Here is a 23,836-nt window from a genome sequence, read left to right as displayed (position 1 = left end):
CGGCCGCCCCCGGTCGCGCGCCCGCACGCCTGGAGGCCACCTTGGACACCGTCCCGCGCACCCGTGTCTCGGCGTACGCCGTCGTCGTCGCCGACGGACAGCTGCTGCTGACCCGGCTCTCGGCGGCCTCGCCGGTCTTCGCCCCCGGACTCTGGCATCTGCCGGGCGGCGGCATCGACCCGGGCGAGCAGCCGGCCGACGCCTTGGCACGGGAGGTGTACGAGGAGACCGGCGGCACCGTGCGCGACGCCCGCCTGATCGGTGCGCGCACCTACACGGCGCACCGGCGGGGCGTCGAATGGCACCTCGTGGGCCTCTTCCACGCCGTCACGCTGCTGCCGGGCCCGTTGCGGGTCCACGAGACCGGTGGCAGCACCGCGGCCGTGGCCTGGCACCCGTTGTCCGGTCTCGACGAGGCGCGGCTGAGCCCCGCGGCCGTCGACGCGCTGACGCTGACGGAGCTGCGGCCGACCAGCCCCTGAGCGCCCTGGCCGCCCGCCTCACCAGGTGACCGGCAGCGCGTGCACCCCGTACACCGCACCGTCGTGCTTGAAGGAGAGATCGTCACGGTCGGCGGCCAGGCGCAGGGTGGGGATGCGCCGGTGGAGGGTGCTGTGGACGACCTGTAGCTCGATACGGGCCAGGGTCTGCCCGAGGCACTGGTGCACGCCGAAGCCGAAGGCGAGATGGCGGCGGGAGTCGCGGGCGAGGTCGAGCCGGTCCGGGTCGGGGAAGACGTCCGGGTCGCGGTTGGCGAGGTCGTTGGCGAGGACGATGCCCTCGCCCGCCCGGAGGGTCTGCCCGGCGATCTCGATGTCCTCCAGGACGGCGCGACGGCGGCCGCTGTGGGTGATGGTGAGGTACCGCAGCAGCTCCTCCACGGCCGAGGCGACCACCCGCGGATCGTCGGCGTCGCGCAGCAGGGCGAGTTGGCCGGGGTTCTCCAGTAGCGCGAGGGTGCCCAGCGCAATCATGTTGGCGGTGGTCTCGTGCCCGGCGAGGAGGAGCAGGACGCCCGTCTCGGCGGCCTGTTCCCGGGTCAGCTCCCCCGCGTCGACGCGTCCGACCAGCCCGGACAGCAGATCGGTGGGGCCCGCGGCCTTCCGGGCGAGCAGCCCGTCGAGGTAGCCGGTCAGGTTGGCGTGGGCGGCGGCCCGCTGCTCCGGTTCGACGGTGCGGCTGATAAGTATCCGGCTGTTTTCCTGAAAGAAGTCGTGGTCGGCATAGGGCACACCGAGCAGTTCGCAGATGACCAGCGACGGGACCGGCAGCGCGAACCGGGCGACGAGGTCGGCGGGGGCGGGCCCGGCGAGGAGTTCGTCGAGGAAGCCGTCCACGATCCGCTGAATGGTGGGCCGCATCGCCTCCATGCGGCGGACCGTGAACGGTGCCGTCACCATCCGCCGCAGCCGGTTGTGCTCGGGGTCGTCCATCAGGATGAAGCTCATCCGCGCGCTCCCGGTGACGGGCGCGGAGGCGGGGTAGCCGGGACGTGTGATGTCCGCGCTGACCCGGGGGTCGGCCAGCAGGGCACGCTGGTCGGCGTGGCGGGTCACCAACCAGGGCGTGCTGCCGTCCCACAGCCGGACCCGGGTGAGCGGCCCGCTCCGCTGCGCCTCCCGCAACCCCGGCGGCGGGTCGAAGGGGCAGCCGGCCGCCCGGTCCATCGGGAACGCGTGGATCCCGCCCGGGGTCGTGCCGTGCGGGGCTGCGGTGCCGCTCATGTGTCGCTCCTCGTCTGCCCGCCCGGCCGGGCCGACGGCCGGGTCCGGTGCGGTACGTATCGGTGGTGCGTGGGGGGCGGGTGATACGGGGGGCCGGGCGGACCGGCTGGCCCGAGGGGCGTCGCCGGCCAGGGGCGTCCCCGGAAGGCACATCAGGCGAACCGGTTGCCCCGGGGCGGCGCCATCGGCCGGGGCGCCCCAGGGGCCGTCAGCCGGTCCGCGTCACCGGTGCGGTCCACAAACCGACGATGGCGTCGATCAACCCGGTGGCCGTGGCGTGCCAACTGCTGCGCGCGGTGGCGGTGTTGTCGGCGAGGGCGCGTTCCCGTTCGGCGCAGGTGTGCACGATCAACTGCCGTGCCATCGCGCCCCGTTCGACGTGGACCTCGGGCGGCAGGTCGGGCAGACAGCGGTTCAGCCCCTCCAGGGTCCGCACCAGCGCCGGTGACCCGAGGGACTCCTCGGCGAGTACGTCCTGGAGCGCCGGATCGGTCATCACCTGGGCGCAGCACCGCGCGAACCATGTGGGGCTGCCCAGGGACGCGAGATGCGCGGTGGTGGGCCGCACCAGGCAGCCGACCCACGCGCCGATGTCCGCGCCGCCGTCCAGCGCGTCCACCCGGCGCGCCCGGTCCTGCTCGATCCGGCCCATGTGTTCACCGGCGATGGCCCGCACCAGGTCGGCCTTGGTGCCGAAGTGGTAGCCGACCGCGGCGTTGTTGCCCTGCCCGGCGGCCTCGCTGACCTGCCGGTTGGACACCGCGTAGACCCCCCGCTCGGCGAACAGCCGCTCCGCCGCGCGCAGGATCCGCGCCCGCGTCACCTCCGCCTGACCGGCCCGCGCCGCCCCCCGCATACCGTCTCCTCCCGACCGCCCATGCCCCGCTTCCGTGCCCGGTCAGGCAACCCGATCGACGCCACCCAAGTCAAGCAACTGACTTAAATTCGCGCTCCGTTGCACCAGACGCCGCGCCATCGGCAGACCGCGCCGCACGGCGCCCGAGTACGGGGACGAGCAGCGCGGCCACCACCCCCACGGCGGTGAGCACCAGCCACGCCGGGCCGAACCCCTCCCGGGTGACGAGCCACCCGAAGAGCATCGGCCCGCAGGCCCCGCCCAGGGAGACTCCCATCTGGGTGAAGGCGGTGGCCCGCGCCGCCGCGGCCGGGAAGGAGACGCCCGCCACGTAGTGCAGCAGCCCGGCCCACCCCCATCCCCCGCCGAAGGCGAGCAGCGCCCCGGCGACGGTGACGGCGACGCCGCCGTTCAGGGCGAGCAGCGATGTCCCGAGGGCGCCGACGGCGTAGAGCTGCCAGAGCAGGGCGCGCGGCGCGTAGCGGCCGCGGTCCACCACGACGCCCGCCGCGAGCCGGACGGCGATGTTCACGACGGAACCGGCGGCAGCCAGGAACCCGGCCATGGAGAGCGCCAGACCTCCACGGGTCCCCGAAGCGATCAGGAACCCTCCCAGAGAGTTCCCGACCATGGCGCCGCACAGACCGGCCACCGCCAGCCCCAGCAACTGGGAGTTCAGCTTCAGCGGCGGGGCGGCGGCACGGGCCGGGGCCGCGCCCCGCCCACCGCGCCGCGCACACAGACCGACGACGCCGTACAGCGCGCAGACCCCGGCGGCGGACAGGAAGACGGCGCGCCAGCCGTACGGAACGGCCAGCGCCGGGACCGCGACGCTGCCGAGCAGGGTGGCCATGGGGACGGCCGCCTGCTTCAGCCCGAACGCGAAGCCCTGGACGCGCCGGGCGCAGTGCCGCATGAGCAGGGAGTTGGTGTGCGGCTGGCTGTAGCCGTAGACGAGGCCGCCGACCGCCGTCCCGGCCACCAGCCCGACGCCGCCCGCCCAGGCCCCGAGCGCCAGCCCCACCGCCGTCGCGAAACTCGCCACGCCCACCGTGGTCTCCGCCGACACCGGCACCTCGACCTTGCGGCTCAGAAAAGCGCCGAGCAACGACGCGAACCAGTACGCGGCCAACAACAGGCCCGTATCCCCCGCATCCCAGCCCAGCTCACGATTGATCAGCGTACTGGTGGCGCCGACGAGAAAAAGCGGCATCGAGGTGAGCACGGTGATCAGGGCCACCCCCGCCGCCGTCCCCATTCCGGCGGGCCCGGAGGCATCGGTTTCGCCCTGCGCGGGCACTGCTGTCGTCCGGCTCATGCCGCTCTCCTGGCCTGGTGAGGAGGGGTACGAATCCCGGCGGTCAGATGCCGGAGAAGTCACGGTTATGGAAAACAACAAAGGGAGGAGAAGAGGGAATGGAAAAGGGGATAAGACCGTCCGGTGGACGAAACTCACAGGGACAGGAAGAGGCCGGAAAGGAGAATCCCCCGCTTTATCAAATTCCGGAACCGGCTTCCCGCCTCACTCTAGCGAGCGCGAAAGAGGAGCGTAAATTACCGCTCGTCATGACGGATGCGTACGAGACATGAGTGACAGGAGAGCGGAGAGGGAAGAGGCGCTGCACCTCACCCCCGCCACCACGGCTCCCGCACATACAGGCTCTCCACGCGGGTGCAGCCCAGGCCGTGGGAGATCTGCGCGGAGTCCAGGTTCCGGCCGACGACGCCGCCCTTGCGGCTCAGTTCGATCAGATGGTTGCTCCCGGTCACGGTGCCGTTGGTGACCTGGCACTTCACGATCGGCGTCCAGGTCTGCCCGTCGAGCGCGGAGACGAACGCCAGCACCGGCAGCACCAGCACGGTCAGGACCAGCGCCACCCACTGTTCGACGGCCGCCGCGCGGCGCAGCCGGCGGGGCGGCCGGTAACCTGCCGCCCCGCCCGAGCCGTTGCCGTCGTCGAGCGCGGCCGCCCCGCCGATGGCGCCGCCCGGCGCGGCACTCCACCACCACGCCCTTGCGCAGCAGATACGCGACGACGCCCGTGCCGAGCCCCCTCCAGAAGCCGAAGAGGCAGGCGGCGATCATGCCGACCGCCACCGGGGGACGGCAGGCGCGACACGGGCCCGCCGGAAGCCGGGCGGGACGGCCCGCCGACAGCGGCGCCCCGCCCGCAGGCCGCCGGGACGAGCCCGCCCGCGAACGCCCGGCTCACTCCGCCGTGTCGGACTCCGAGACCCAGGTGCCGAGGGTGATCTCGGCCGTGATGCCAGGCCCGAATCCGGCCATCAGGCCGCGGTCCCCGTCGAGGGCGGACGCCTCGTCGAACAGCCGGGCCATGGCGTCCAGCACCACGGCGCTGGCGATGTTGCCGTACTCGGTGAGCGTGGCCCGGCTGAAGCGGAACGCCTCCGGCGGCACATCGAGGAAGTAACAGAGATCGTCGAGGATCCGGGGGCCGCCCGCGTGGATGATGTAGAAGTCCATCTTCCCGGCGTTCCAGTCGTGTTCCTCCGCGGCGGTGCACAGCGCCGGAGCGAGGGGTTCCATCGTTCCCGGCACCCGCTTGTCGAGCTGGAAGTGGAACCCGGTGGACTTGATCGCGTACGAGATCCACGCCTCGGTGTTCGGGATGATGTACGAGCTGCTGCGCTCCAGCCGGATGCCGGTTCCGCCGTCGCCCCGCAGCACCGCCGCGGCGATCCCGTCGCCGAACAGGCCGTTGGAGAGCAGCGATCCGACGCCCAGGTCGGTGGGCTGATAGCACAGCGAGCAGAACTCACAGGCGACGATCAGCACGTTGGCGTCCGGGTACGCCGTGCAGAAGTCGTGGGCCCGGTTGACGGCCGCTCCGCCGGCGGCGCACCCGAGTTGGGCGATCGGCAGCTGACGCGTCTCCGGCCGGAACCCCATGGCGTTGATCAGCCAGGAGGTGGGCGGCGGCATCATGAAGCCGGTGCAGGAGACGTAGATGATCAAGTCGATCTGCTGCGGCTCCAGTTGGGCCTGGTCGAGGGCGCGCCGCACCACGGCGGGCACCCGGTCCTTGGTCTGCTCCTCGTACACGATGCTGCGGGCGTCGAGCCCCGGGTGCCGCAGCGTCTCCTCGATCGGCTGGATCAGATGCCGCTTGAGCACTCCGGTGTGCTCGATCAACCGGAGGACCAGGCCGAGTTGCGGATGGTCGCCGTGCAACCGTTTCGCGAGTTCGAGTGTTTCCTCATTGGTGATGACATGCTCGGGTACTGCGATGGCCGGTTTGCAGAGAACCGCCATGGATCTCCTCCTAGCGGACGGTGCTCCACACGGCTGAGCCCTACGGGGGGACGCGGGGTGTTCGCCGGCCGATGGCCGACGCTGCGGCAGCGTATGCGCGCATGGGCGCAAGGCGGGCCGTTGGCGTTGCGCGCCGCCGCATCGTGCGTCTCCGAAATGGGCGCTGACGGGCCGACCGCCGAAAGACTGTGTGCTCGCCGTATGGGCAGATGGTGGTGTGCCACACCGTGGCTGGCCCTCGGCATTACGTTACGGCAGCCAGGTGACGGCCGCATGTCGACCGGTGGGCGCCGCCCCGCGCGGGTACGTGGGGTTTCCGGTTGCTGTGGCCCCGGGGTTGACGCAGCATCCGGGGCGCCCGGGAGGCGGGGCCGGGGGGCGGTTCCGTGGGGAGCGGTTCGCCGGGCGGTGCGGTCAGTCGAGGGCAGGCGTCCGGACCGGTCGAGCCCGGCCGGCGCCCCCGGCCGGGTGGCGGGCCGGGCCGGGTGCCCGGCGGAGCCGCCCTCCTCCCACCGCCCGTTCGGCGGCGCCCGCGGTGCGCACAGCGGTGCGGCCGGGCATCATGCTGCCCGGCCGCACCGCACGGCATACGGATTCGCCCTGACCGTCAGCGGGGCGGCGGGCCACGCCCCGAAGGCAGGCCCCGCCGGTGCCCTCCCGAGGACGACGGTTCCCGTCCGGCCCGGGGATCCGTCACGGCCCCACCGGGACCACCGGACGAGCGGCAGGCCCGACCGGCCCGGCGGGCCGCCGCTCACGCCCCTCTCACCAGGTGACGGGCAGGGCCAGCGGATAGCGCCAGATGGAGCCCTTGTTCCACTGCACCTCTTCGGCGGGCACCGCCAGCTTCAGCCCCGGGAAGCGCTTCATGAGCGTGCCGAGCGCCACCTCCAGTTCGGTGGCGGCGAGCGGGGCGCCGAGGCAGTGGTGACCGCCCCAGCCGAAGGTCATATGGGACGGCCCGGTGCGCTCCAGGTCCAGCTCGTCCGGCCGGTCGAACTTCCGGCCGTCCCGGTTGGCCGTCAGGTACGACACGTGCACGATGTCGCCCTCACGGATCTGGACCCCGCCCAGCTCCACGTCCTCGGTGGCGACACGGGGAATGCCGACGCCCTTGCGGAAGGGGATGAACCGCAGCAGCTCCTCCAGCGCCTGCGGGAACTTCTCCGGGTTGTCCCGGAGCATGGCCATCCCGTCGGGCCGGGTCAGGAGGGCGTAGGAGATGTTCCCGAGCTGGTACGTGGTGGTGTCCTGGCCCGTGATGAGCAGGACCATCGCCATCACGGTCAGTTCCCGGTCGTTGAGCAGTTCGTCCCCGTCGCGGGCGGTGGCCAGCACGCTGATCAGGTCGTCGCCCGGGTGCGCCCGCCGCTGTGCGGTCAGCGACGCGAAATAGGCCCGCAGGTCGGCCTTGGAGCGGATGGCCGCGTCCTTGTTGTCGACGCTGGTGTTCATCATGGTCCGGGCGTGCGCACGCAGCTGTGCGCGGTCCCCCTCGGGGATGTCGAGGACCTCGCAGATCGTGGTCAGCGGCAGCGGCGCCGCGAGATGCTCGAAGAGGTCGGCGGGCGTGCCGTGCGCCTCCATCCGGTCCAGCAACTCGTCCACGACGTGCTGCGTACGGACCCTCATCCGCTCCATGTGACGCGGCGCGAACCCCTTCGAGATCAGGCTGCGCAAGCGGCTGCTGCCCGGCGGGTCCATCACGTTGATGGCCTCGTCCTGGACGATGGGCTCCGGCGTCATCCGCGGGAAGTCCCGGCCGACCACCGCTCTGCGGCTGAAACGCCGGTCGGTGGTGACGGTACGCACGTCGTCGTAACCGGTGACCAGCCACGCCTCCCCCTCGCCGTGCGGCAACCGGATACGGGAGACGGGCCCCTCGTTCTGCAGCGCTCTGAGCTGCGGGTCGAATTCGAGGGCCTCGGCATAGTCGAAGGGGCAGTTCCGCGTGGGGGGCACGGGGTCCATACGAAGCTCCAGGTACGGGATCGGACGGATGAGGCGGGCACCGAAGGGGACGGACGCCCCTCGCGAGGCCGGCCGCGTGGCGTCGTGCGCCCGTCGGGCGGTTCCACGGGGTCCGGCCTGCGGCCACGAGGCACGGAAGGGGGTACGAAGCGGCGCGCCGACGACCGACGACAACGCCGCACGTGGGCGCACCGCATCTCGCGTACCGGAGCCCGTGGACCGGTTCCGGCGGGGACGACACGACCTAGGTACCCGATCATTTGTCGGCACACGCACCGCATCCGGGCGATTGATCCAATTACCCCATATGCCATGCACTCTCCGGTCGACGGCGCGTCCACCGCCCGAGCCCCCGGGCCCCCGGAGGCCGCGTGCCACAGGGACCCCCGAAGGCGGGGACCCCCGAAGGCGGGGACCCCCGAAGGCGGGGACCCCCGAAGGCGGGGACCCCCGAAGGCGGGGACCCCCGAGGGGAACGGCCCCCTCAACCGGCCGGGACCGTCCCCTGCGGAACCTCCACATTGGCGGCGTCCACCGCGCGGCGCAGGGTCCGGGCGAGCACGACGGCGTCCTCCACGGCCCAGAAATGGGCGAAGAACAGCCGGGGCGACTCGTCCAGGTGATGGTTGTGCAGCTCGACGAGGCGGATCCCGCCGCGCCGCAGCACCTTCAGTACGCTCTGGACCTCGTCCGCGGTCATGGCGAAGTCACCGGCGAGCGCCGCCCGGCCACCGCCCACCGGCTGGAAGAGGAACGCACACGTCGACCCGACACCGGTGGGCAGCACCAGCGAACCGCTGGTCACCGTCTCCCGGCGGACGAAGAGGCACGTGAAGAGCCCGTCCTCGACGGTCCCCCGGGTACCCAGCGCCGCCTCGATCCCTGCGGTGTCCAGATCGATGGGGAACGACAAACCCGGTGGCGCCGGGGGTGGAGTACCGGTCCGGTCGAACCCGGCGCGCAGCCCGCGGGCGAGCGCCTCCGCATCCCGGCCGTGCCCGTGCAGATGGGCCCACCAGATGTCCGGGTGCTGCGCGAGCAGATGCTTGTGGAGCGCGGTCAGCGCGATCCCGTGCCCCTGCCACGCATCGATCACCCGCTGCATCTCGCCCTCGGTGACCACCACGTCGCCCATCGCCATCGCGCTGCCGTCGGCGTACCGGACGAACGACACATGCGTCCCGAGCGCAAGCCCCGGCTGCACGATGACACCGTCGGAGATCACACTCAGATCCCGACGCGGAAAGCCCGTGTGATACATCGTGCGCCGCAACATATTGCCGCCACGGCCGAGCGCCCGCGCCACGCCGACCCAATCCGCCTCGGTGGTCGGCACCGGCTCAACCCTCTGGCGCCCAGGCGACCCCATCGCCCCCACGGTCCGCGCATACGCGGCGGCAGGCCCCGCTCCGGCGAGCACCGGCGCCGCAGCCACCGCGGCCAACAGCCCTCGCCGCGAGGTGGATGCCTGCGCATGCCTGTCCGGTGAGCGGTCTCCAGTCATCGTTCCATCGCCATTCATGGCGGGATGAAAACATGACGCAGCACAGAAAAAGGGGCATTACGCGCCGAGTGTCCCGGTTGAGTCGAGCGGCCCTCACCCCACGGCGCGCACTCCGCGGGAATCGGCGCGGGGTCCACCGCGCAGGAGCGCCGCGTACGGGCAGGGACGGCCGCGCCCGACGGGGGCCGTCGGGGCGCGAGAACCGGCACGGGCGGGCGATGACCCGCATGCGGTTCGACAGCTGCGGAGACCGGGCACAGGGCGATTCACCCCCTGTGCCGTGGAGCCACGCAGGTGCGGGGTGCGAAGATCCAGACCTCTTGCGAGAGAGTGGCGCCCAGGACGCGTCCCTGTTCGCGGAGCCACGGGTAACGGGGTTGCAATTCCACGTAGTTGTCGTTGGTGACGACCACGGCGCCGATGTCATCCGCGATGGCCGCGACGAGCGCGTCTCCCTTCCCCTCCGTTCCCGCAGGGGGCTGGATCACGTCCCCCTTGCTGAGGGCTTCCTGGACAGCGGCACGCTCTCCCGGTGCCACCCGGTGCCGGAGCGTCGCATCCACCACCATGTGGATCTGCGCGTCCGGGTAACGCGAGGCCAGAGCCGCACGGGCGGCCAGCAGCTGGAGGAAGCTGGGCCGGTCGTCGCTCTCGTACACGCCGGGCTTGCGGGGTGAGCGGCCGATCCAGGCGATGTTGGAGCCGTCGACAACCAGGGCCCGCGGCAAGCCGGCCGGAGCGGGGGTGGCGATGCGGGGTGCGTTCTTCGGTGGTGCGGGGACGTGAGGTCGCGCAGGCGACGTCTCGCCCCGCGCAGGCGCACCTCGCTGGGGCGACGGGATGCCGGGCAGGGAGACCTGCTGGTTACCGGCAAGCAGTTCGGCGAGTTCTTTGCGGACCGCGGGCGTGGGTCCGCCGGAGCCGAAGCTCCGGACCTCCTGGTCGACGACGACTTCACCGGTGCGCTCGAGTTCGGCCTTGACGTGGAGAAGGCCGTCGGTGTTGTAGGTGTATTCCAGTTCGAAGCGTGACTCGTCCCGGGGGCGGCGCTCGGGGTAGTTCAGGGTCAGCTCGGTGAGCTGGATGTTGTCCGGGTGGGTGAGGTTCTTGTCCGGATCGCCTTCCCAGATCTCGACGCGGAGCTCACCGGCGTGGTCACGGCGCGGGGTGTAACTCTTGCGTTCGCTCCACGGCAGAGGTGAGTTACGGGGGATGATCTGGCTGAACTTCTTCCGTCCCTGGGTGTCGGTGACGACGGTGCCCAGCGCGTGGCCGGTGGCGACCTGGATAACGCCCTCCGCCTCACCACTGAGTACGGCCGCGGCGACGGATGCTCCCCGGGCGACCGCTGTCATGGGGTCGCACAGGTCGGTGGAGACAGGCTCGGTCTGCAACGCCTCGGCGACGGCGGCGCGGACGCTCGGGATCTGGCTGGTGCCTCCGATCATCAGGACGGCATCGACGTCGAGCGGAGCCATATGGACGTCGTCCAGGCACCGCTCCAGCGGGACGAGGGACCGGTCCACCAAGTCCGTGATGGCTTCCGCGAGTTCCTCCTGGTGGATTTCCACCGTCGCCCCCTCGGGTGTCATGACGACCACCGAGTCCTGGCAGGAGAGAAGGATCTTGCTGCGTTCCACGTCCAGACGGAACTGACGCTCCTGCGCGGGCGTCCAGTCGGAGCGGACGGGCGCACGGCCCAGGATGAGCTTGCGTAGCCGCCGGTCGATTTCCAGTCCGCCGAGCTCGGTAACGCCGCGTGAGGCGCGCTCCTCGAAGAAGCCGTCGGCGTAGTCGAGCACGGTGACGTCGATGGTGCCGCCACCCCAGTCGAACACCAGGATCTGGGAGTCCTCCCGAAGGTCGTGCACATAGGAGATGGCTGCGGCGGTCGGTTCGTTGAGGAGCGCCTGCACCTCGATCCCGGCGAAGCGGGCCGCGGCCCGGGTGCGGTAGCGGGCCGCCCCCGTCGCATTGGCCGGGACGGTGATCACCGCACGATCGATGTCCGTGAGATTGTGCTGCGCCCCTTCCTTCATGGCTTGGAACACGCCGGCGGCTACCGTGGTGGCGGCGAACCTCCGGTCATGGATCTTGACGTACTCGTCGCTCTTCAGCAGCCGCTTGCATGCCTCTGCGGCTTCTTCGGAGCGGAGCTTGGCCTCCCAGCCGAACAGGGGCCCCCTGCGCAGGGAACTCATGCCCACGACTGACGGGAAGAGGAAGTCGAAACCCGGACGGCGCCAGTCCGCGTCGAGGTGGTGCGCGTCCAGCGGCAGCACCTCGACATCGTCACTGCTCCACTGGGCGACCACCGAGTTGGTGGTACCGAAGTCAATACCGGTCGCGGTCACGCTTCCCCCTCCTCCCGCGCGTGGTCCAACCGGCTGTCCGGGGACGACTGCGGGGGCAGCGGCACACGGCGGAGCTGACCGGACAGCAGCAACTTGCCCGTCACCTGATCCACATAGGCAGGGCGCAGCACCTCGAAGCCGTCCCCCTCACCCTCCACGACCACGAAATGCTCCTGCTCGCCGGGTGAGTCGATGCAGCGCAGCCCTTGGTCGTGCAGACAGCTACGGATCGTGCGCTGGAGCGCCTTCAGGCTCTGCCCCGGCGCACTGGCGAGCAGGTCGGTCTCGACCATGCGGGCCATGTACTCCTCACGCGTCCGGAAGGCTTCGAGGACGGCCTGGCGCAGCGCGGCGGACACCCCTGCCGGTGCGGGCTGGTCGTCGTCGGGGAGTGCCGCGATCAGCTCCTGGGCACGTTCGGTGAACCGGGCCAACAGCGCTGCGGGGCTGAGGACCTCGTCAGGGCGGTAGGTACGCGGCCGTTTCTCCACACCAAGAGCCTGGCGGGTCTTGTGGTCCAGGCGGCGACCACGCCCGGTGGCCTTGCGCTTCGGCTGGCTGGCCCCCTCGCGGGGCGTCGCACCGGTCTGCTTCTTGCGCTGCTGCGTCATACGGGGTTCCTGGTGTGGCGGTCGGGACGACGGGGAGTGGTGAGCAAGGAAGGCAACAGGTCGACGACTGCCTGAGCGCGCACAGCGTCCAGGTCGGCAGCAGAGCCAGGTGTCGTCCGCCGCTGAAGAGGGGCGGGAGGGGGAACCAAGGAGACCGGTACGGCGCACGGGAGCTGGTACCGGTCGCTGTCCAGCGGCAGGACGAAGAACCCGGACCAGTCCTCCTCCTGCTCGGCCCGGCGGATACGCTGCACGGCGCGATTGACACGAGCCGCGGCCTCGCGGTCCTGCGCGTGGTCACGCCGCAAGCCCCTGTAGCGCTGCTGCCAGGAGGCCGACTGATGGGAAAGGCCCAGGTCCAGGTAGGGGTTGCTCGGGGGTTCCCGGTCATTCCTGGGAATCGACCGTCGGCGCTGCACGAGCGCCAGGTTCGCCGCCACCCCGGGTTCATCCGTGGTGATCATCTTCTGCGCGGTGGCCACACGCGGAAGGTCGTCGTCGAGCAGGGCGAGATAAGCATGCATGTTCCATGCCTCGGCGGCGAACGCCGGCTCCGCATCCTCGTCGGCGATCAATTTCACGATCTGCGTTGCCGCCTTGCGGATCTCGCCCGAGCAGATCACGTCATACGCGTGGCGCAGGGCCATGAGAGCGTGCAGCGGACTGCGCCGCGGATCGATGGCCGCCTTGGGCTCCCAGAGACCGACGATGAGTCGCCAAAGTCCACGATCGGCGATGATGCCGGTGTCCCACGAGCCGATCTGCGCACCGTCCTGGATTCTCCGGAGGCGGAGCACCAACTCGCGGGGCAGATGGCGCTCCAACGGCTTCAGCGCCTTGGTGTCGCCGTCGGCGACCCTGGTCAGAAGGGAGTACAGGTCCCCTTCAGCCGCATCGAGGATGTCCTCACCGTCGAGAAAGCGGTCCCGCTGCAGTCGCTCCACCCAGCCGAGCCGCTCGCACTCCTCCGCACCAAGCTGCTCGGGAACCAGCCGCGCCCTCAAATACAGCGCCTCGTCCTCGTCCTGCCGTACCTCCCATGGCTCATCGGCCGCCTGGAGGACGCGTCCGTCGATCAAGTCATCCAGGACGCCCACAGGCGCCCAGGACAGGACGGAGGCGACCCGTCGGGCAGGGAATGCGTCGGCTTTTCCGGCGGCCAGGCAGGTGGATAACTCGTAGGCCCCCGAGGGGTCGTGGGAGTCCGATACGCCCTCTCCCGACGGCGGATCAGGGATCCGGCACCCACCGGGGAAGAGCGCGGCCATGCGCGCTTCCCCCCAGTCCGTGAGCCACAGGGTCCCCGCCGTGTGCGCACAGATGAGTACCTCGGCGACCGTCTCCCTGTCCATGTGCTCCAGAAGAGCCTTCACCGCGCCCGGCACCTCGTGGGACGGCTCACCACCCAACGCGGCGCGCAGCGTGCCGACGGCACCGGCGGGGGCACCGCTGCCGTCGGCCCGCTCCAGCAGCAGCCGGAGAGTCTCTTCCACGCGTCTCACCGAGTCGGCACCGAAGGCACCCGCACGCCGCCACTTGCGCAGAGCGAAACCATCGACGGTCGCCACACCTGCCGACGCAGCACGACGAGCCTGATGCGCGCGCCGTCGTGCGCGCTCGGCATCGACGGCAGCCGCTCGCGCGAAGACCCCGCCATCCCCTACCACACCGCGGGTCGCGTCCCCCGCCGGCGCGTTCTCCTTCATCAAAAGGCCCCACCCAGTCACCAATGCTGGGCGGAATTATGGCAGGCCGTCCACTGCCATGACTGGTGTACTCACCTATAAAACCTACGAGTTGCTCCGATCCGTACGTTCAGAGCCACTCGACTCACCACGCGGGATGTAGAGCACCTGCCCGGTGGCCACGGTGGCGTTCAGCAGGACGGGGCCGGCTTCTCCCGGGACTTCTCCGGCTTGCCAGTTGTGGTCGGACGGACCGCTCCTGACGGTCCATCGTTTGCTGCCCGCCACCTGGAGGAGGAACGCTGATCAACGAACTGGGCGTCGAGCCGGGTCCCGAACTGGCCTCGATGCACCAGTGCATCCTCAAGTGCGACCCGAACTCGACGAGAGCCCGCCGCCACGGGCGCACCTCGGCCGGCGGTCCAGGCCGGTGAGGAGAGCGGAGAGTTCGGCGTTCACGGGGGTCTCCTTCTTGACGGCGGCGGTCATGAGGGCTCCTTCTCGGTGACGGTGGATGTGCCGGCCGCACGCATGCGGTGGCGAACGGCGGCGGAGAAGCACTCCGTGTCCTGCGGGGTGGCAAAGGCCAGGACGGCCGCGATGACCGGGCCGAGGGCCAGGACGGCGAAGGCCGCTTCGAAGGAGACCGTGTCCGCGATCACGCCCAGTACGGGCGGCACGACCATGCCGGCGACCTGCCCGCCGAGGACGACGACGGCGCTGCCGACGCCGACCAGCTCAGGGACGAGGCTGCGCAGCGGCACGGCGAAGATCGGCATGTAGCACAGGGACGCGGCGAAGATGGCGATCGTGCCGAAGGCGACGGAGCCGGCGAGGCTGGGAGAGCGCGCCATGAGGCACAGTGCCGGTGCCGCGACCGACATGGCGGGCACGATCACCTTGCGGTGGTGGCCCTCGAACCGGTCGGACAAACGCCCACCCGGCAGGGTGCCCACGGCGGACGCGAGGGAGGGCACCGCCACCAGCACACCGGCGGAGGTGAGGGAAAGCCCGCGTTCCGTGCTGAGGTAGGACGGTATCCAGGTGCTCAGCCCCCACATGACGGCGGCGTACCCGAAGAGCATCAGGGAGAAGCGCCACAGCACGCCCATGCGCAGGACATCCCCCACCCGGACGCCGCCCGCGGTCCGTACGACGTTCTCGGTGCGCTCCCGGGGGGCGGGCAGCCACAGCCGCACCGCGAGGTGGACGAGGGCGCCTGTCCCGGCGGCCAGGACGAAGGCCCAGCGCCAGCCGACCACTGACGCCAGAGGCGGTACGGCCAGCGGCGCAACGACCGAGGCGAGGGAGTTGGAGCTCATGATCAGCCCCTGCTGTCCTCGGTCAAGAGCGAACTCGTCGCCGATCGCCGGGAGGATCGTGGCGATGGCGAGCCGGTCGACGTAGTCGATGAACCACGCCGCGAACAGCAGGGCCACCGTGGTCCTGACCGAGGCACTCATGGTCGGCTTCGTCGAGGCGGAGGGGGAACGGAGGAAGGGCACGGCGAACCTCTCTGAGATGGCCGCGACACGGCGGGCCTCTGCGATCTCCGGTCCGGTGCAGGTCGGTCACGGGGCGCTGCTCGCGACGGCCGTGATCCGGACCGTTGAACCGGGCGGAAGGTGTCACGACGAGCCGCCCGCGGGGCCTCACCGGCCGTCAATCAGTCGAAGAGGTCCGGCTGATCCTCGGTGATCTGGTCCCACAGGGGCCGGAGCTGGAACCACCCCGACAGTGGGGTGCCGATCTGTTCGCGCACCTGGAGCGCGGTCTCCCTGTCGATGAGGTACGGGGTGCCAGCAGCCATGGCCAGCAGCTGGGCCTGACAAGAGCGTTCCATCGTGATGAACCACCAGGCGGCCTCGGCAACACTCTGACCGACAGTCAGCAGACCGTGGTTGGCGAGGAGGGCGGCCTTGTGAGAGAGGAAGAGTTGTTCCTCGCACTGTTCGGCCTGCATGCGCAGCGAGTGATCGACCAACTGACCCAGGCGGTCGACGAACTGGACACGACCGACGACCCGCTACGGACGGTGCTCAGGCGGATGAGCACCGTCGACGAGACCGAGCGCCGCTGGTACCTGCTGTCCACCGAGTTCACTCTGCACGCCATCAGGCACCCCGCCACGGCCCGCACCCTGGCCGAGCACGACCGCCGCCTCCGCGAGGAGATCACCCACCTCCTCGCCCGCCTCTTCGACCGCCTCGGCCGTAGACCCACCGTCGACCTGGATTGCAGATTCAAGGATCGCCACGCACTCCACATGGTGCGTCTGAACCACCACATCGGGCCCATCCGGCGCCGGACGCGGTGAGCCACCTCACCGTCGCGCAATACCTGGCACGCGCTGTGCGGCGAAGCGGAAGACCGGCAGCCGGTACAGACGCACGAGATCTCTCCGTCTCTCCGGCGCCTGGGCGGCCGGCCGTCAGGCATGTCGCGGCCGCTCCGGTCGGCAGCTCGAAGGCACCTCCTGCCCGCGCACCCCAAAAAGGGGACTTTCCATGCAAACAATTGATCTAATAGTAAGAATTTCATTAAGGTCATGCCCCAACCCCCGTTCAGTGCTCACTCAGACGGAGTGACAGCGGAGGGCCCCGCCCACCGACGTGTTGGAAGGCGGCTGAAGGAGCAAGGAGTTCGCCCCTGTGGCGTCCCATCGTCGACCCAAGCAGCCCAGCCGAACGCGTATCACCGTACTGACCACCGCAGCAGCGGCCGCCGTGGCCCTGAGCACGCATGCCGCCAACGCCGCACCGAGCCAGAAACTCGACAAGGACGAGGTCAAGGCGAAGGTCGACAAGCTCTACGAGCAGGCGGAGCAGGCCACCGAGAAGTACAACGGGGCCAGAGAGGAGCAGCAGAAGCTGCAGAAGGGCATCTCCTCGATCCAGGACGGTGTCGCCCGCTGCCAGCAGGAGCTGAACAAGCTGCGCAACGGCCTGGGTTCACTGGCCAGCGCACAGTACCGCTCCGGAGGCATCGACGCCTCGGTCCAGCTCTTCCTGTCCTCCGCCCCGGACGACTTCCTGGACAAGGCCTCCACGCTTGACCAGTTGGGCGGACAGCAGGTCGCCGCCTTGAAGAAGATCCAGGACAAGCAGCGTGAAATCGCCCAGGCGCGCGCCAAGGCCACCGAGAGACTCAAGGACCTCGCCACCACCCGTACCGAGCTGGGCAACAAGAAGCAGGAAGTCCAAGGCAAGCTCGCCGAGGCACAGAAACTCCTCAACACCCTGACCGCCAAGGAGAAGTCGGCCCTCGCCGACGAACAGAAGCGGGCCAGCCACTCCGCCACCGAACGTGTACAGCTCGGCAACGACACTTCCGCCTCCGGCCGGGCCGCCGCCGCGTTCGCCGCCGCCCAGGGCCAGATCGGCAAACCGTACTTCCGCGGCGGCACCGGCCTCGCCTCCTACGACTGCTCGGGCCTGACCTCCTGGGCCTATGCGCAGGCCGGCGTCCACATACCGCGCACCTCCGAGGAACAGGCGGGCACCGGGACCCGCCTCACACGGAGCCAACTCCAGGTCGGCGACCTGGTTTTCTTCTTCAACGACTTGCACCACGTCGGCCTCTACGCGGGCAACGGCCAGATCCTCCACGCCCCTCGCACCGGCACAGTCGTGCGGTACGAGTCGATGGAAACCATCGGCGGACCGTTCATGTTCGGCGTCCGAGTCTGACCCGCACCCGCACCCGCACTCAGGTGAGCCGCCCGCGCCTTCGGCGAGAAGGTGCGGGCGAAACGTTCGCATGCCGGCCGAAATCCACCAGCTGGGCGATCACCGGAACACGGTTCCCGCCGGCCGAGGCCCACCGCCACGACCACCGAACCCGGCGAACCTATGTGGTCACAGCATCAGCATGTGACCAGGAATCTGCGGCTATCGGGGCAGTGGTTCTCAGTCGCCGCGCCGCACTCGGGCCGCCTTGCGGGCCTCGGCGAGCTTGCGGGCCTCGCTTGCCTTGCGGGAGTTGCCGCTGGTGCCGCGGGAGGCGCCCTTGCTGGTGCCCAGGCCGCGGAAGGGGGCGTTGGTGTTCTTGGGTCGGGGTGCGGCGGGCCCGCCGTCGAGCGGGATGCCGGAGGGGGCCTTGGCCCCGGTGATCCGACTCAGCTCCGCCTCGCCCGAGCGCACCTTGGTGACCGTCGGCTCGATGCCGGCCTCGGCCATCAGCCGGCTCATCTCCCGGCGCTGGCCCGACAGCACCAGCGTGACGACGTTGCCGGACTCTCCGGCCCGGGCAGTGCGGCCCGCACGGTGCACATAATCCTTGGGGTCGGTGGGCGGGTCGACGTTCACCACGAGATCGAGGTCGTCGACGTGCAGACCACGGGCCGCGACATTGGTCGCCACCAGGACGGTGACCTGGCCGTTCTTGAACTGTGCAAGGGTCCGTGTGCGTTGCGGCTGGGACTTGCCGCTGTGCAGGGCCGCGGCGTGCACCCCGCTGGCCCGCAGATGCCGGGTGAGCTGGTCGACGGCGTGCTTGGTGTCCAGGAACAGCAGTACGCGGCCGTCACGGGCGGCGATCTCCGTGGTGACGGCGTACCGGTCGGGGCCGTGGACGACCAGCACATGGTGGTCCATCGTCGTGACCGCGCCCGCGGAGGGGTCGACCGAGTGGACGACCGGGTCGTGGAGGTAGCGGCGGACCAGCTGGTCGACGTCGCGGTCCAGGGTGGCCGAGAACAGCATCCGCTGGCCGTCGTGGTGCACCTGGTCGAGCACCTCGGTGACCTGGGGCAGGAAGCCCATGTCGCACATCTGATCGGCCTCGTCGAGGACGGTGATCCGTACCCGTCCCAGGCGGCAGGCCCTGCGCTCGATGAGGTCGTGCAGACGGCCAGGCGTGGCGACAACGACCTCGGCTCCGTCGCGCAGCGCAGCGGTCTGCCGGCCGATCGACATGCCGCCGACGACCGTGGCCATCCTCAGGCGGAGCGCGTCGGCATACGGCGCGAGCGCCTCGGTTACCTGTTGGGCCAGCTCCCGGGTAGGCACCAGGATCAGGGCGAGGGGCTGCTTCGGCTCCGCGCGCCGCCCGGCCGTCCGTGCGAGCAGCGGCAGGCCGAAAGCGAGCGTCTTGCCCGATCCCGTGCGCCCGCGCCCCAGGACGTCGCGTCCCGCGAGGGCGTTGGGGAGTGTGGCTGCCTGGATCGGGAAAGGCTCGCACACGCCGAGCTCGGTGAGCGTGCGCAGCACCTCGGCCGGAAGTTCCATGTCGGCGAAGGCGATCGGGGGCACCGTCGGGGTGAGGGTCACCGGCCGGGCGAGGTCGCCGTGCGAGGTGCCGAGGCGGTCCGGGTGGTTCATGAAGAGCCTTCCGCATGGGGAACGTACCGAGGAAGGCCCGGCAGGAATAACGAGGAGCCGACGAACAGGGGAACCGCACGGACGGAGTCGGCAGCCGTCACGAACGTCCAAACATGTGAGACTAACACAAAGTGACATTTCGGCCCGGCGCTGTGGTGCTGATCGCTCCGTCTGCGTCGGTGACGTGACACAGCCTGAGAGCCATTTCCGTGGACAGAACACCTAAGCCCCTCCCCATGGGCACCGCCAGCAACGGTTGGCCCCTGTGCCGCATCCTCAGCGGCATGGACAGCAGCAAGTGCCTGGACGTCAAAGGCGGCTAGAGCAGTACACCGGGCAGCAACCTGCACCTCTGGGACTGCCACTCCCTGTCCAGCGACCCTTCAGCGTGAAAGCCAGGACTACACCCTGGAGCACCCCTTCGCCCAGTACCCCAACGCGACGATGATCCGCGACAACGCCGCCTACCTGTTCGCCACCATCGCCGGCAACCAGACCGGTGACGGCAGCCGGGTCATCCAGTGGCCGTCCCCGGAAACCACCCCCCGTCCAACGAAATCTTTTACCTCCACCCGACCGAAGACTCCCTCCTGCCGCTCCCCTCCCCCTGAGGATCGGCACATGGGCACGCCGTGGCCCGAGTCACGCCTGTGCGGCTCGGGCCACGCGCATGTCCGACGATTGGGCGCTAAAACCGCAGGTCAGGCGCCCTTGCCCGCCTTCTCCAGGATCGCCACGCACTCCACGTGGTGCGTCATGGGAACGGGTCAGCGACGTCCGCATGGCAATGCCGACCCGCAACGCATGGCTGCGCAGCCGGGCGCTGGCACAAGGGGCAGCAACCGGGTCAGTCAGCGGTCTGCTTCCGCCGCTTCGCCTGCACCTTCAGCCACGGATTTTCGGCGCGGATCTGGGACCGGTCCAGGTACTCCTTCTTCACCACGGCAGAGCCGGGCTTCGACCGGCCTTGCTGGGTGGGGTCGCCGCCGGCGTCGGCGATGGCCTGCGCGCCGCCGCGGCGCAGCCCGTGCGCGGTGATCTCCCGCCAGTGGTCATTGAGGATGGCGGCCTCGTGCTCGGGGCAGCGGATCGTCACGTCCTCCAAGACGGTGTCACTCGTCAGACGCACGCCCTTCGCACCGAACTCCAGGGTGCCGCCGCGCAGCTGCACCCCAGGCGCGAGGGTGATCATCGACATCCCGCGCAGTACACCGTTGACCTCGATCGCCGGTACTGCCTGCCGAAGCGCCTCAGCGAGTTCCGCCGTCGTCGACACGCGCGTCCACTCAGCCACTATGACCTCCATCGACCCATTTTTCGGATATACACCAGCCCATCACGCATCACCCACCAGAAGTGCGGTTGAAGCCCCTGGGGCAGCTGAAGGCGAGTCCGCCGTTGGTGGGTCACCGCGGTCAGCTCAGTTGGCCTCATCGAGCAGTTGCTGGAACGTCTTGTTGACGCGTAGTGCTTTTTGGATGTCTGTGATGGTGGCGTCGGGGGCGGCGCGGAGGTACGTGCACGCTGTGGCCTGGTGGGCGACGACGAAATCCTTGATGCCGGGGTCCTTGATGCCCGGGTAGCCCTCGGTGTGTTGCAGGACGGCGTCGAAGGTGTCGGGGATCAGCGCGGCGAAGTCGTCGATGTACGCGTCCCAGTTGCCGTCGAAGTTGCTGGCGAACAGGAGGCGTGTGTCGTCGTCGAAGAGCACCCACCGTAGGTCGTGGAGGGTGCCGATGCGGTCGGTCAGCGCCCTTCGCTTATCGTGGTCTACCCCTTGGAGGTAGTCGCGGATTTGCTGTGCGTGGCCGGGCTTGACGTTGAAGAAGAGGGTGAACTCGCTGGTTTTGCCTTCCTTCAGGCCGGGGCGGCTGGGGGTCTGTGTGTTCGCGGTCATGTCGGAATCCCTTCTCGGAGCACCTCAGGAGTGTTGGTCGCTGCCACAGATGGACTCGGCTGATCGGCCCGCAGGCATGGCTCAGGTACCCCGTTCGGCAATCCACTTCAGAGCGCGGATGCCGGGCATGAAGAGGTATTCGCCTCCCTTGGTCACAGCGAAGCGGGGCAGCTGCTGGAGTCGGCGGCGGACGGGCCGTTTGGGGATTGTGAAGGTGCCTGTGCCGTCGTTGCTTCCCACGATCGGGTCCTTCTCGTTGCCGAGGCCGACGAAGTCTCCGTCATTGGCCCACCGTGATTTGAGGAACTCGAACTGCCGGACGAGGTCGGTTCCCATGAAGATGAACACGATGCCGCGCTCGGCGCCGTCGTCCTCCAGCTCTCCCTCGGGGAGCATGGGGCCGTACGGGGTGCCCCGGCGCAGGGCTCGGTGCAGTTTCACGTCCACCAGGGAGTCGGCCAGGGCGTCGCGCGGGTTCATGCGTCGAATGTGGGCGCCGAGCGGACAGCGCCGGCCCTCCGGATCCTGCTCGTGGTAGGTGAAGTCGTTGACGCGGTGCGGGTCGGCGGCGATGGCCGGGTCGTCGTGCTCGGGGGCGAGCACCAGGGGTGCCCCGCTGGGCCAGCGGCCGACCATCTTGGCCGCGAGCAGTTCTTCTTCTTCGGGTGAGGAGGCGTTGTCCTTCAGGTAGCGGCGGTACTCGGCGACCCTCAGGTGCAGTTTGCGGAAGGCCACGTAGGTGCCGTTGCGGCTCAGTACGTCGGGCTGGGGCATGGGCGTGAGCCGTCCCATCTCGTTGGCATAGCCCAGGAGGAACTCGCCGGCCTTGATGGTGGGGCCGAAGCCTGGCAGGTAGCCGTAGTCACCGCCGCCCATCCCCTGGGCGAGGCTGGCCACCCCGGAGCCCTCGATGTCTGGCTCGCCGATCCCGTCCACGAAGCCCAGGTGGGTGCGCTTGGTCGGCAGCGCCGAGGCGTCCAGCCGGTAGATGACCGACACGCCGGGCAGGTCCCTGAGTTTCTCGCGGGCCGTCTCCAGCAGGGACTCCATCGCGGTGGCGTCCGGGGCGAACACGGATACCGCGACATGGGCGTCCGCGCTGCCCAGCGGGGCGTCCCAGTGTTCGGGACTGCTGCCGCCGGTGTCTCCCAGCTGTTCGGCGCGGGCTGCCATGCCCTCGCGGAAGGCGTCCGGGAAGCTGTCCAGCGATTCCTGCGGCACGCCGAGAGCCCGCAGCCCGGAGTAGCTCAGCGCGACGCTCAGCCACGCGCGGTGGGGAGGGTCCCACCATTGGGTCGCCGAGGCGACGAGGGGTACCAGGCGGGCGAGCATCTGTCGGCCGTCGGCGGGATCGTCGATGCGCAGCAGGAAGTACGCGCCCGTGAAGGGCGTAGGGCGCAGCCTGAGCAGTGTGCCCTGGATGTCGTCCAGCTCCAGCTCCAGCACCTGCTCCTCGGCCCGGCTTGCGCTGTCTGCCATGGTGTTCCGTCTCCGCGTCGTGGTGGAATCGAACCGTGCCCGGCGGCTGTCGCCCGTCCCAAACGCGCGTCGGCCCCGGCGTGGGGGGACCCGTTGGAGAACCGCACGAGCGCGTCGTGCCTGCCCGGGGTGGCGTAGATACCCTGGGCGTACTCCTCGGGCAGCCCATCGAGGGCAGTGCTTTTGCTCGGGCGCCCGGCAGTCTGCTGCCGAATTACTCCACACCGTTGGCACACGTCTATGACTCGGTCATGCGCCGAGTCTCGTCGCCACGCCGCTACCATCTGGCCGACCGGCGTGCTCACGCGACGGAAGACAACGCCCCGTCCGCCAGGCGGCCTCACACTGCTTCATCGTAGGCGCGTCGTGAATGCAGGCGCGCGTTGAAGACGTCCGTCGGCGAGCGGTGCCGAATCACCAGGAACGCGCACCCTCAGCTGGGCATGACGAACATTCCCGCAGCCCCTCACGGCGCCGGTCATTCACCCGTTCGTCTCCGCCACCGCGCTTCGGGGCCGACGCCACCTGACGATGTGCGTGAGAGCCACGCCGGTGCACGGGACGATCACCTGGGCTCGCGATCAGGCATCCCTGATGTGGCCCCGGCCACCGGTCCTCGTCAGACCGATGCCTACGACCACGCGCGGAGGCCGTCTCGGGACACGCTGTTGGTCATGTGCTGGGCCTGGTCGCCGCTGTCGCGGTCAGTCCACTTCCCATCATGGCCATGATCCTCATCCTGGCCACACCGGGCGGACGCCTCAACGGAACATTGTTCGCCCTCGGCTGGGTCCTGGGCTGGCACCGGCTCTGTCGGCCGCCAATCTCAAGAACGCCCCGCTCACCATCGCTGCCGGTGCCTCGATCAGCTCAGCCGGGATTCCCGTCCCGCAGCAGATCGGGACGCTCGCCGTGTGCGTGAGCACCGCGTCCCTCGGGGTGCTCACGCCGCTGACCGCCTACCTGATCATGGGAGAACGGGCAAAGAGCATGCTCAGCTCCTGGCAGGACTGGGCCGTACAGCACCACGTCGCCGTGATGGCCGTCCTGTTCTTCGTCCTCGGCCTGAAACTGTTCGGGGACGGCATCAGCATCCTCGCCACCTGAGTACGGCCGGGGACAGCTGCACGCCACGAGGAGAGGACGCGCTTGGGCCAACC

Annotated in this window: 21 protein-coding genes and 1 pseudogene; 4 read left to right on the top strand and 18 right to left on the bottom strand. The window is 69.9% G+C overall.

Annotation, left to right across the window (positions count from 1 at the left end; genetic code table 11):
• Nucleotides 1-41 precede the first annotated feature (41 nt).
• A complete protein-coding gene (locus OG422_RS24330; protein WP_405745541.1) occupies nt 42-482 on the top strand; it encodes an NUDIX hydrolase in 441 nt (146 codons plus the stop codon).
• Nucleotides 483-500: 18 nt separating this feature from the next.
• On the opposite strand, the gene OG422_RS24325 is transcribed toward OG422_RS24330, so the two are convergent.
• From OG422_RS24325 to OG422_RS24260, 14 genes and pseudogenes are all read right to left on the bottom strand, one after another.
• A complete protein-coding gene (locus OG422_RS24325; RefSeq protein ID WP_405745538.1) occupies nt 501-1,724 on the bottom strand; it encodes a cytochrome P450 in 1,224 nt (407 codons plus the stop codon).
• 208 nt (nt 1,725-1,932) lie between these two features.
• On the bottom strand, nt 1,933-2,580 hold the full coding sequence (locus OG422_RS24320; RefSeq protein ID WP_143944458.1) for a TetR/AcrR family transcriptional regulator: 648 nt from the start codon (nt 2,578-2,580) through the stop codon (nt 1,933-1,935).
• Nucleotides 2,581-2,650: 70 nt separating this feature from the next.
• The gene (locus OG422_RS24315; RefSeq protein WP_405745535.1) at nt 2,651-3,898 is read right to left on the bottom strand and encodes an MFS transporter; all 1,248 of its coding nucleotides are present in this window, start codon (nt 3,896-3,898) and stop codon (nt 2,651-2,653) included.
• A 308-nt stretch (nt 3,899-4,206) separates the two neighbouring features.
• Nucleotides 4,207-4,458, bottom strand: a complete 252-nt coding sequence (locus tag OG422_RS24310) for a hypothetical protein (protein ID WP_186000479.1) — start codon at nt 4,456-4,458, stop codon at nt 4,207-4,209.
• A 331-nt stretch (nt 4,459-4,789) separates the two neighbouring features.
• Nucleotides 4,790-5,854 carry a type III polyketide synthase gene (locus OG422_RS24305; RefSeq protein WP_143944455.1) on the bottom strand — a complete coding sequence of 355 codons (1,065 nt, stop codon included), beginning with the start codon at nt 5,852-5,854 and terminating at the stop codon, nt 4,790-4,792.
• A 765-nt stretch (nt 5,855-6,619) separates the two neighbouring features.
• Complete coding sequence (locus tag OG422_RS24300) at nt 6,620-7,825, bottom strand: cytochrome P450 (protein WP_143942336.1); 1,206 nt, start codon at nt 7,823-7,825, stop codon at nt 6,620-6,622.
• A 484-nt stretch (nt 7,826-8,309) separates the two neighbouring features.
• On the bottom strand, nt 8,310-9,194 hold the full coding sequence (locus tag OG422_RS24295) for a DUF1259 domain-containing protein (protein ID WP_405745530.1): 885 nt from the start codon (nt 9,192-9,194) through the stop codon (nt 8,310-8,312).
• Nucleotides 9,195-9,595: 401 nt separating this feature from the next.
• On the bottom strand, nt 9,596-11,683 hold the full coding sequence (locus OG422_RS24290; RefSeq protein WP_405745527.1) for an Hsp70 family protein: 2,088 nt from the start codon (nt 11,681-11,683) through the stop codon (nt 9,596-9,598).
• Nucleotides 11,680-12,294: a hypothetical protein gene (locus OG422_RS24285; RefSeq protein WP_405745524.1), complete on the bottom strand. Its 615-nt coding sequence runs from the start codon at nt 12,292-12,294 to the stop codon at nt 11,680-11,682. Before OG422_RS24285 ends, OG422_RS24290 begins: the two co-directional genes overlap by 4 nt.
• Nucleotides 12,291-14,000, bottom strand: coding sequence for a hypothetical protein (locus OG422_RS24280; RefSeq protein WP_405745522.1), 1,710 nt, complete (start codon nt 13,998-14,000; stop codon nt 12,291-12,293). The genes OG422_RS24285 and OG422_RS24280 overlap by 4 nt, the downstream gene beginning before the upstream one ends.
• Before the next feature lie 84 nt (nt 14,001-14,084).
• Nucleotides 14,085-14,270, bottom strand: a pseudogene (locus OG422_RS24275) (hypothetical protein); the annotation flags it as partial.
• A gap of 72 nt (nt 14,271-14,342) precedes the next feature.
• On the bottom strand, nt 14,343-14,468 hold the full coding sequence (locus tag OG422_RS24270; protein ID WP_405745519.1) for a hypothetical protein: 126 nt from the start codon (nt 14,466-14,468) through the stop codon (nt 14,343-14,345).
• Nucleotides 14,465-15,442 carry an MFS transporter gene (locus tag OG422_RS24265; RefSeq protein WP_405745516.1) on the bottom strand — a complete coding sequence of 326 codons (978 nt, stop codon included), beginning with the start codon at nt 15,440-15,442 and terminating at the stop codon, nt 14,465-14,467. Before OG422_RS24265 ends, OG422_RS24270 begins: the two co-directional genes overlap by 4 nt.
• A 203-nt stretch (nt 15,443-15,645) precedes the next feature.
• Nucleotides 15,646-15,942 carry a class II aldolase/adducin family protein gene (locus OG422_RS24260; RefSeq protein WP_405745513.1) on the bottom strand — a complete coding sequence of 99 codons (297 nt, stop codon included), beginning with the start codon at nt 15,940-15,942 and terminating at the stop codon, nt 15,646-15,648.
• 9 nt (nt 15,943-15,951) lie between these two features.
• On the opposite strand from OG422_RS24260, the gene OG422_RS24255 reads away from it, so the two are divergent.
• Together OG422_RS24255 and OG422_RS24250 are read left to right on the top strand one after the other, a co-directional pair.
• Nucleotides 15,952-16,296, top strand: coding sequence for a TetR family transcriptional regulator C-terminal domain-containing protein (locus tag OG422_RS24255; protein ID WP_405745510.1), 345 nt, complete (start codon nt 15,952-15,954; stop codon nt 16,294-16,296).
• A gap of 334 nt (nt 16,297-16,630) precedes the next feature.
• On the top strand, nt 16,631-17,668 hold the full coding sequence (locus tag OG422_RS24250; RefSeq protein WP_143942345.1) for a C40 family peptidase: 1,038 nt from the start codon (nt 16,631-16,633) through the stop codon (nt 17,666-17,668).
• 219 nt (nt 17,669-17,887) lie between these two features.
• Here the strand turns inward: OG422_RS24250 and OG422_RS24245 are convergent, their stop codons facing one another.
• The 4 genes from OG422_RS24245 to OG422_RS24230 form a co-directional block, all read right to left on the bottom strand.
• The gene (locus OG422_RS24245) at nt 17,888-19,300 is read right to left on the bottom strand and encodes a DEAD/DEAH box helicase (RefSeq protein ID WP_405745507.1); all 1,413 of its coding nucleotides are present in this window, start codon (nt 19,298-19,300) and stop codon (nt 17,888-17,890) included.
• 847 nt (nt 19,301-20,147) lie between these two features.
• The gene (locus tag OG422_RS24240; RefSeq protein ID WP_405745504.1) at nt 20,148-20,594 is read right to left on the bottom strand and encodes a hypothetical protein; all 447 of its coding nucleotides are present in this window, start codon (nt 20,592-20,594) and stop codon (nt 20,148-20,150) included.
• Between the two features lie 126 nt (nt 20,595-20,720).
• Nucleotides 20,721-21,197 carry a hypothetical protein gene (locus OG422_RS24235; RefSeq protein ID WP_405745501.1) on the bottom strand — a complete coding sequence of 159 codons (477 nt, stop codon included), beginning with the start codon at nt 21,195-21,197 and terminating at the stop codon, nt 20,721-20,723.
• Nucleotides 21,198-21,278: 81 nt separating this feature from the next.
• A complete protein-coding gene (locus OG422_RS24230; RefSeq protein ID WP_405745498.1) occupies nt 21,279-22,676 on the bottom strand; it encodes a Dyp-type peroxidase in 1,398 nt (465 codons plus the stop codon).
• A gap of 531 nt (nt 22,677-23,207) precedes the next feature.
• Between OG422_RS24230 and OG422_RS24225 the strand changes: the two genes are divergently transcribed.
• Nucleotides 23,208-23,783: a GAP family protein gene (locus OG422_RS24225; protein WP_405745496.1), complete on the top strand. Its 576-nt coding sequence runs from the start codon at nt 23,208-23,210 to the stop codon at nt 23,781-23,783.
• The last annotated feature ends 53 nt before the right edge of the window (nt 23,784-23,836 follow it).

Source organism: Streptomyces sp. NBC_01525, assembly GCF_045040405.1.
Classification (GTDB): domain Bacteria; phylum Actinomycetota; class Actinomycetes; order Streptomycetales; family Streptomycetaceae; genus Streptomyces; species Streptomyces benahoarensis.
The sequence above is the reverse complement of the archived record's forward strand: the minus strand, read 5'-3'. Positions and strand labels throughout refer to the sequence as shown.

Bases quoted from the DNA above. Each gene is read 5' to 3' on its own strand.
- OG422_RS24325 (WP_405745538.1), bottom strand. From the start codon at position 1,724: ATGAGCGGCACCGCAGCCCCGCACGGCACGACCCCGGGCGGGATCCAC.
- OG422_RS24320 (WP_143944458.1), bottom strand. From the start codon at position 2,580: ATGCGGGGGGCGGCGCGGGCCGGTCAGGCGGAGGTGACGCGGGCGCGG.
- OG422_RS24315 (WP_405745535.1), bottom strand. From the start codon at position 3,898: ATGAGCCGGACGACAGCAGTGCCCGCGCAGGGCGAAACCGATGCCTCC.
- OG422_RS24305 (WP_143944455.1), bottom strand. From the start codon at position 5,854: ATGGCGGTTCTCTGCAAACCGGCCATCGCAGTACCCGAGCATGTCATC.
- OG422_RS24300 (WP_143942336.1), bottom strand. From the start codon at position 7,825: ATGGACCCCGTGCCCCCCACGCGGAACTGCCCCTTCGACTATGCCGAG.
- OG422_RS24295 (WP_405745530.1), bottom strand. From the start codon at position 9,194: ATGGGGTCGCCTGGGCGCCAGAGGGTTGAGCCGGTGCCGACCACCGAG.
- OG422_RS24285 (WP_405745524.1), bottom strand. From the start codon at position 12,294: ATGACGCAGCAGCGCAAGAAGCAGACCGGTGCGACGCCCCGCGAGGGG.
- OG422_RS24280 (WP_405745522.1), bottom strand. From the start codon at position 14,000: ATGAAGGAGAACGCGCCGGCGGGGGACGCGACCCGCGGTGTGGTAGGG.
- OG422_RS24270 (WP_405745519.1), bottom strand. From the start codon at position 14,468: ATGACCGCCGCCGTCAAGAAGGAGACCCCCGTGAACGCCGAACTCTCC.
- OG422_RS24265 (WP_405745516.1), bottom strand. From the start codon at position 15,442: ATGAGTGCCTCGGTCAGGACCACGGTGGCCCTGCTGTTCGCGGCGTGG.
- OG422_RS24260 (WP_405745513.1), bottom strand. From the start codon at position 15,942: ATGCAGGCCGAACAGTGCGAGGAACAACTCTTCCTCTCTCACAAGGCC.
- OG422_RS24245 (WP_405745507.1), bottom strand. From the start codon at position 19,300: ATGAACCACCCGGACCGCCTCGGCACCTCGCACGGCGACCTCGCCCGG.
- OG422_RS24235 (WP_405745501.1), bottom strand. From the start codon at position 21,197: ATGACCGCGAACACACAGACCCCCAGCCGCCCCGGCCTGAAGGAAGGC.
- OG422_RS24230 (WP_405745498.1), bottom strand. From the start codon at position 22,676: ATGGCAGACAGCGCAAGCCGGGCCGAGGAGCAGGTGCTGGAGCTGGAG.
- OG422_RS24225 (WP_405745496.1), top strand. From the start codon at position 23,208: ATGTGCGTGAGAGCCACGCCGGTGCACGGGACGATCACCTGGGCTCGC.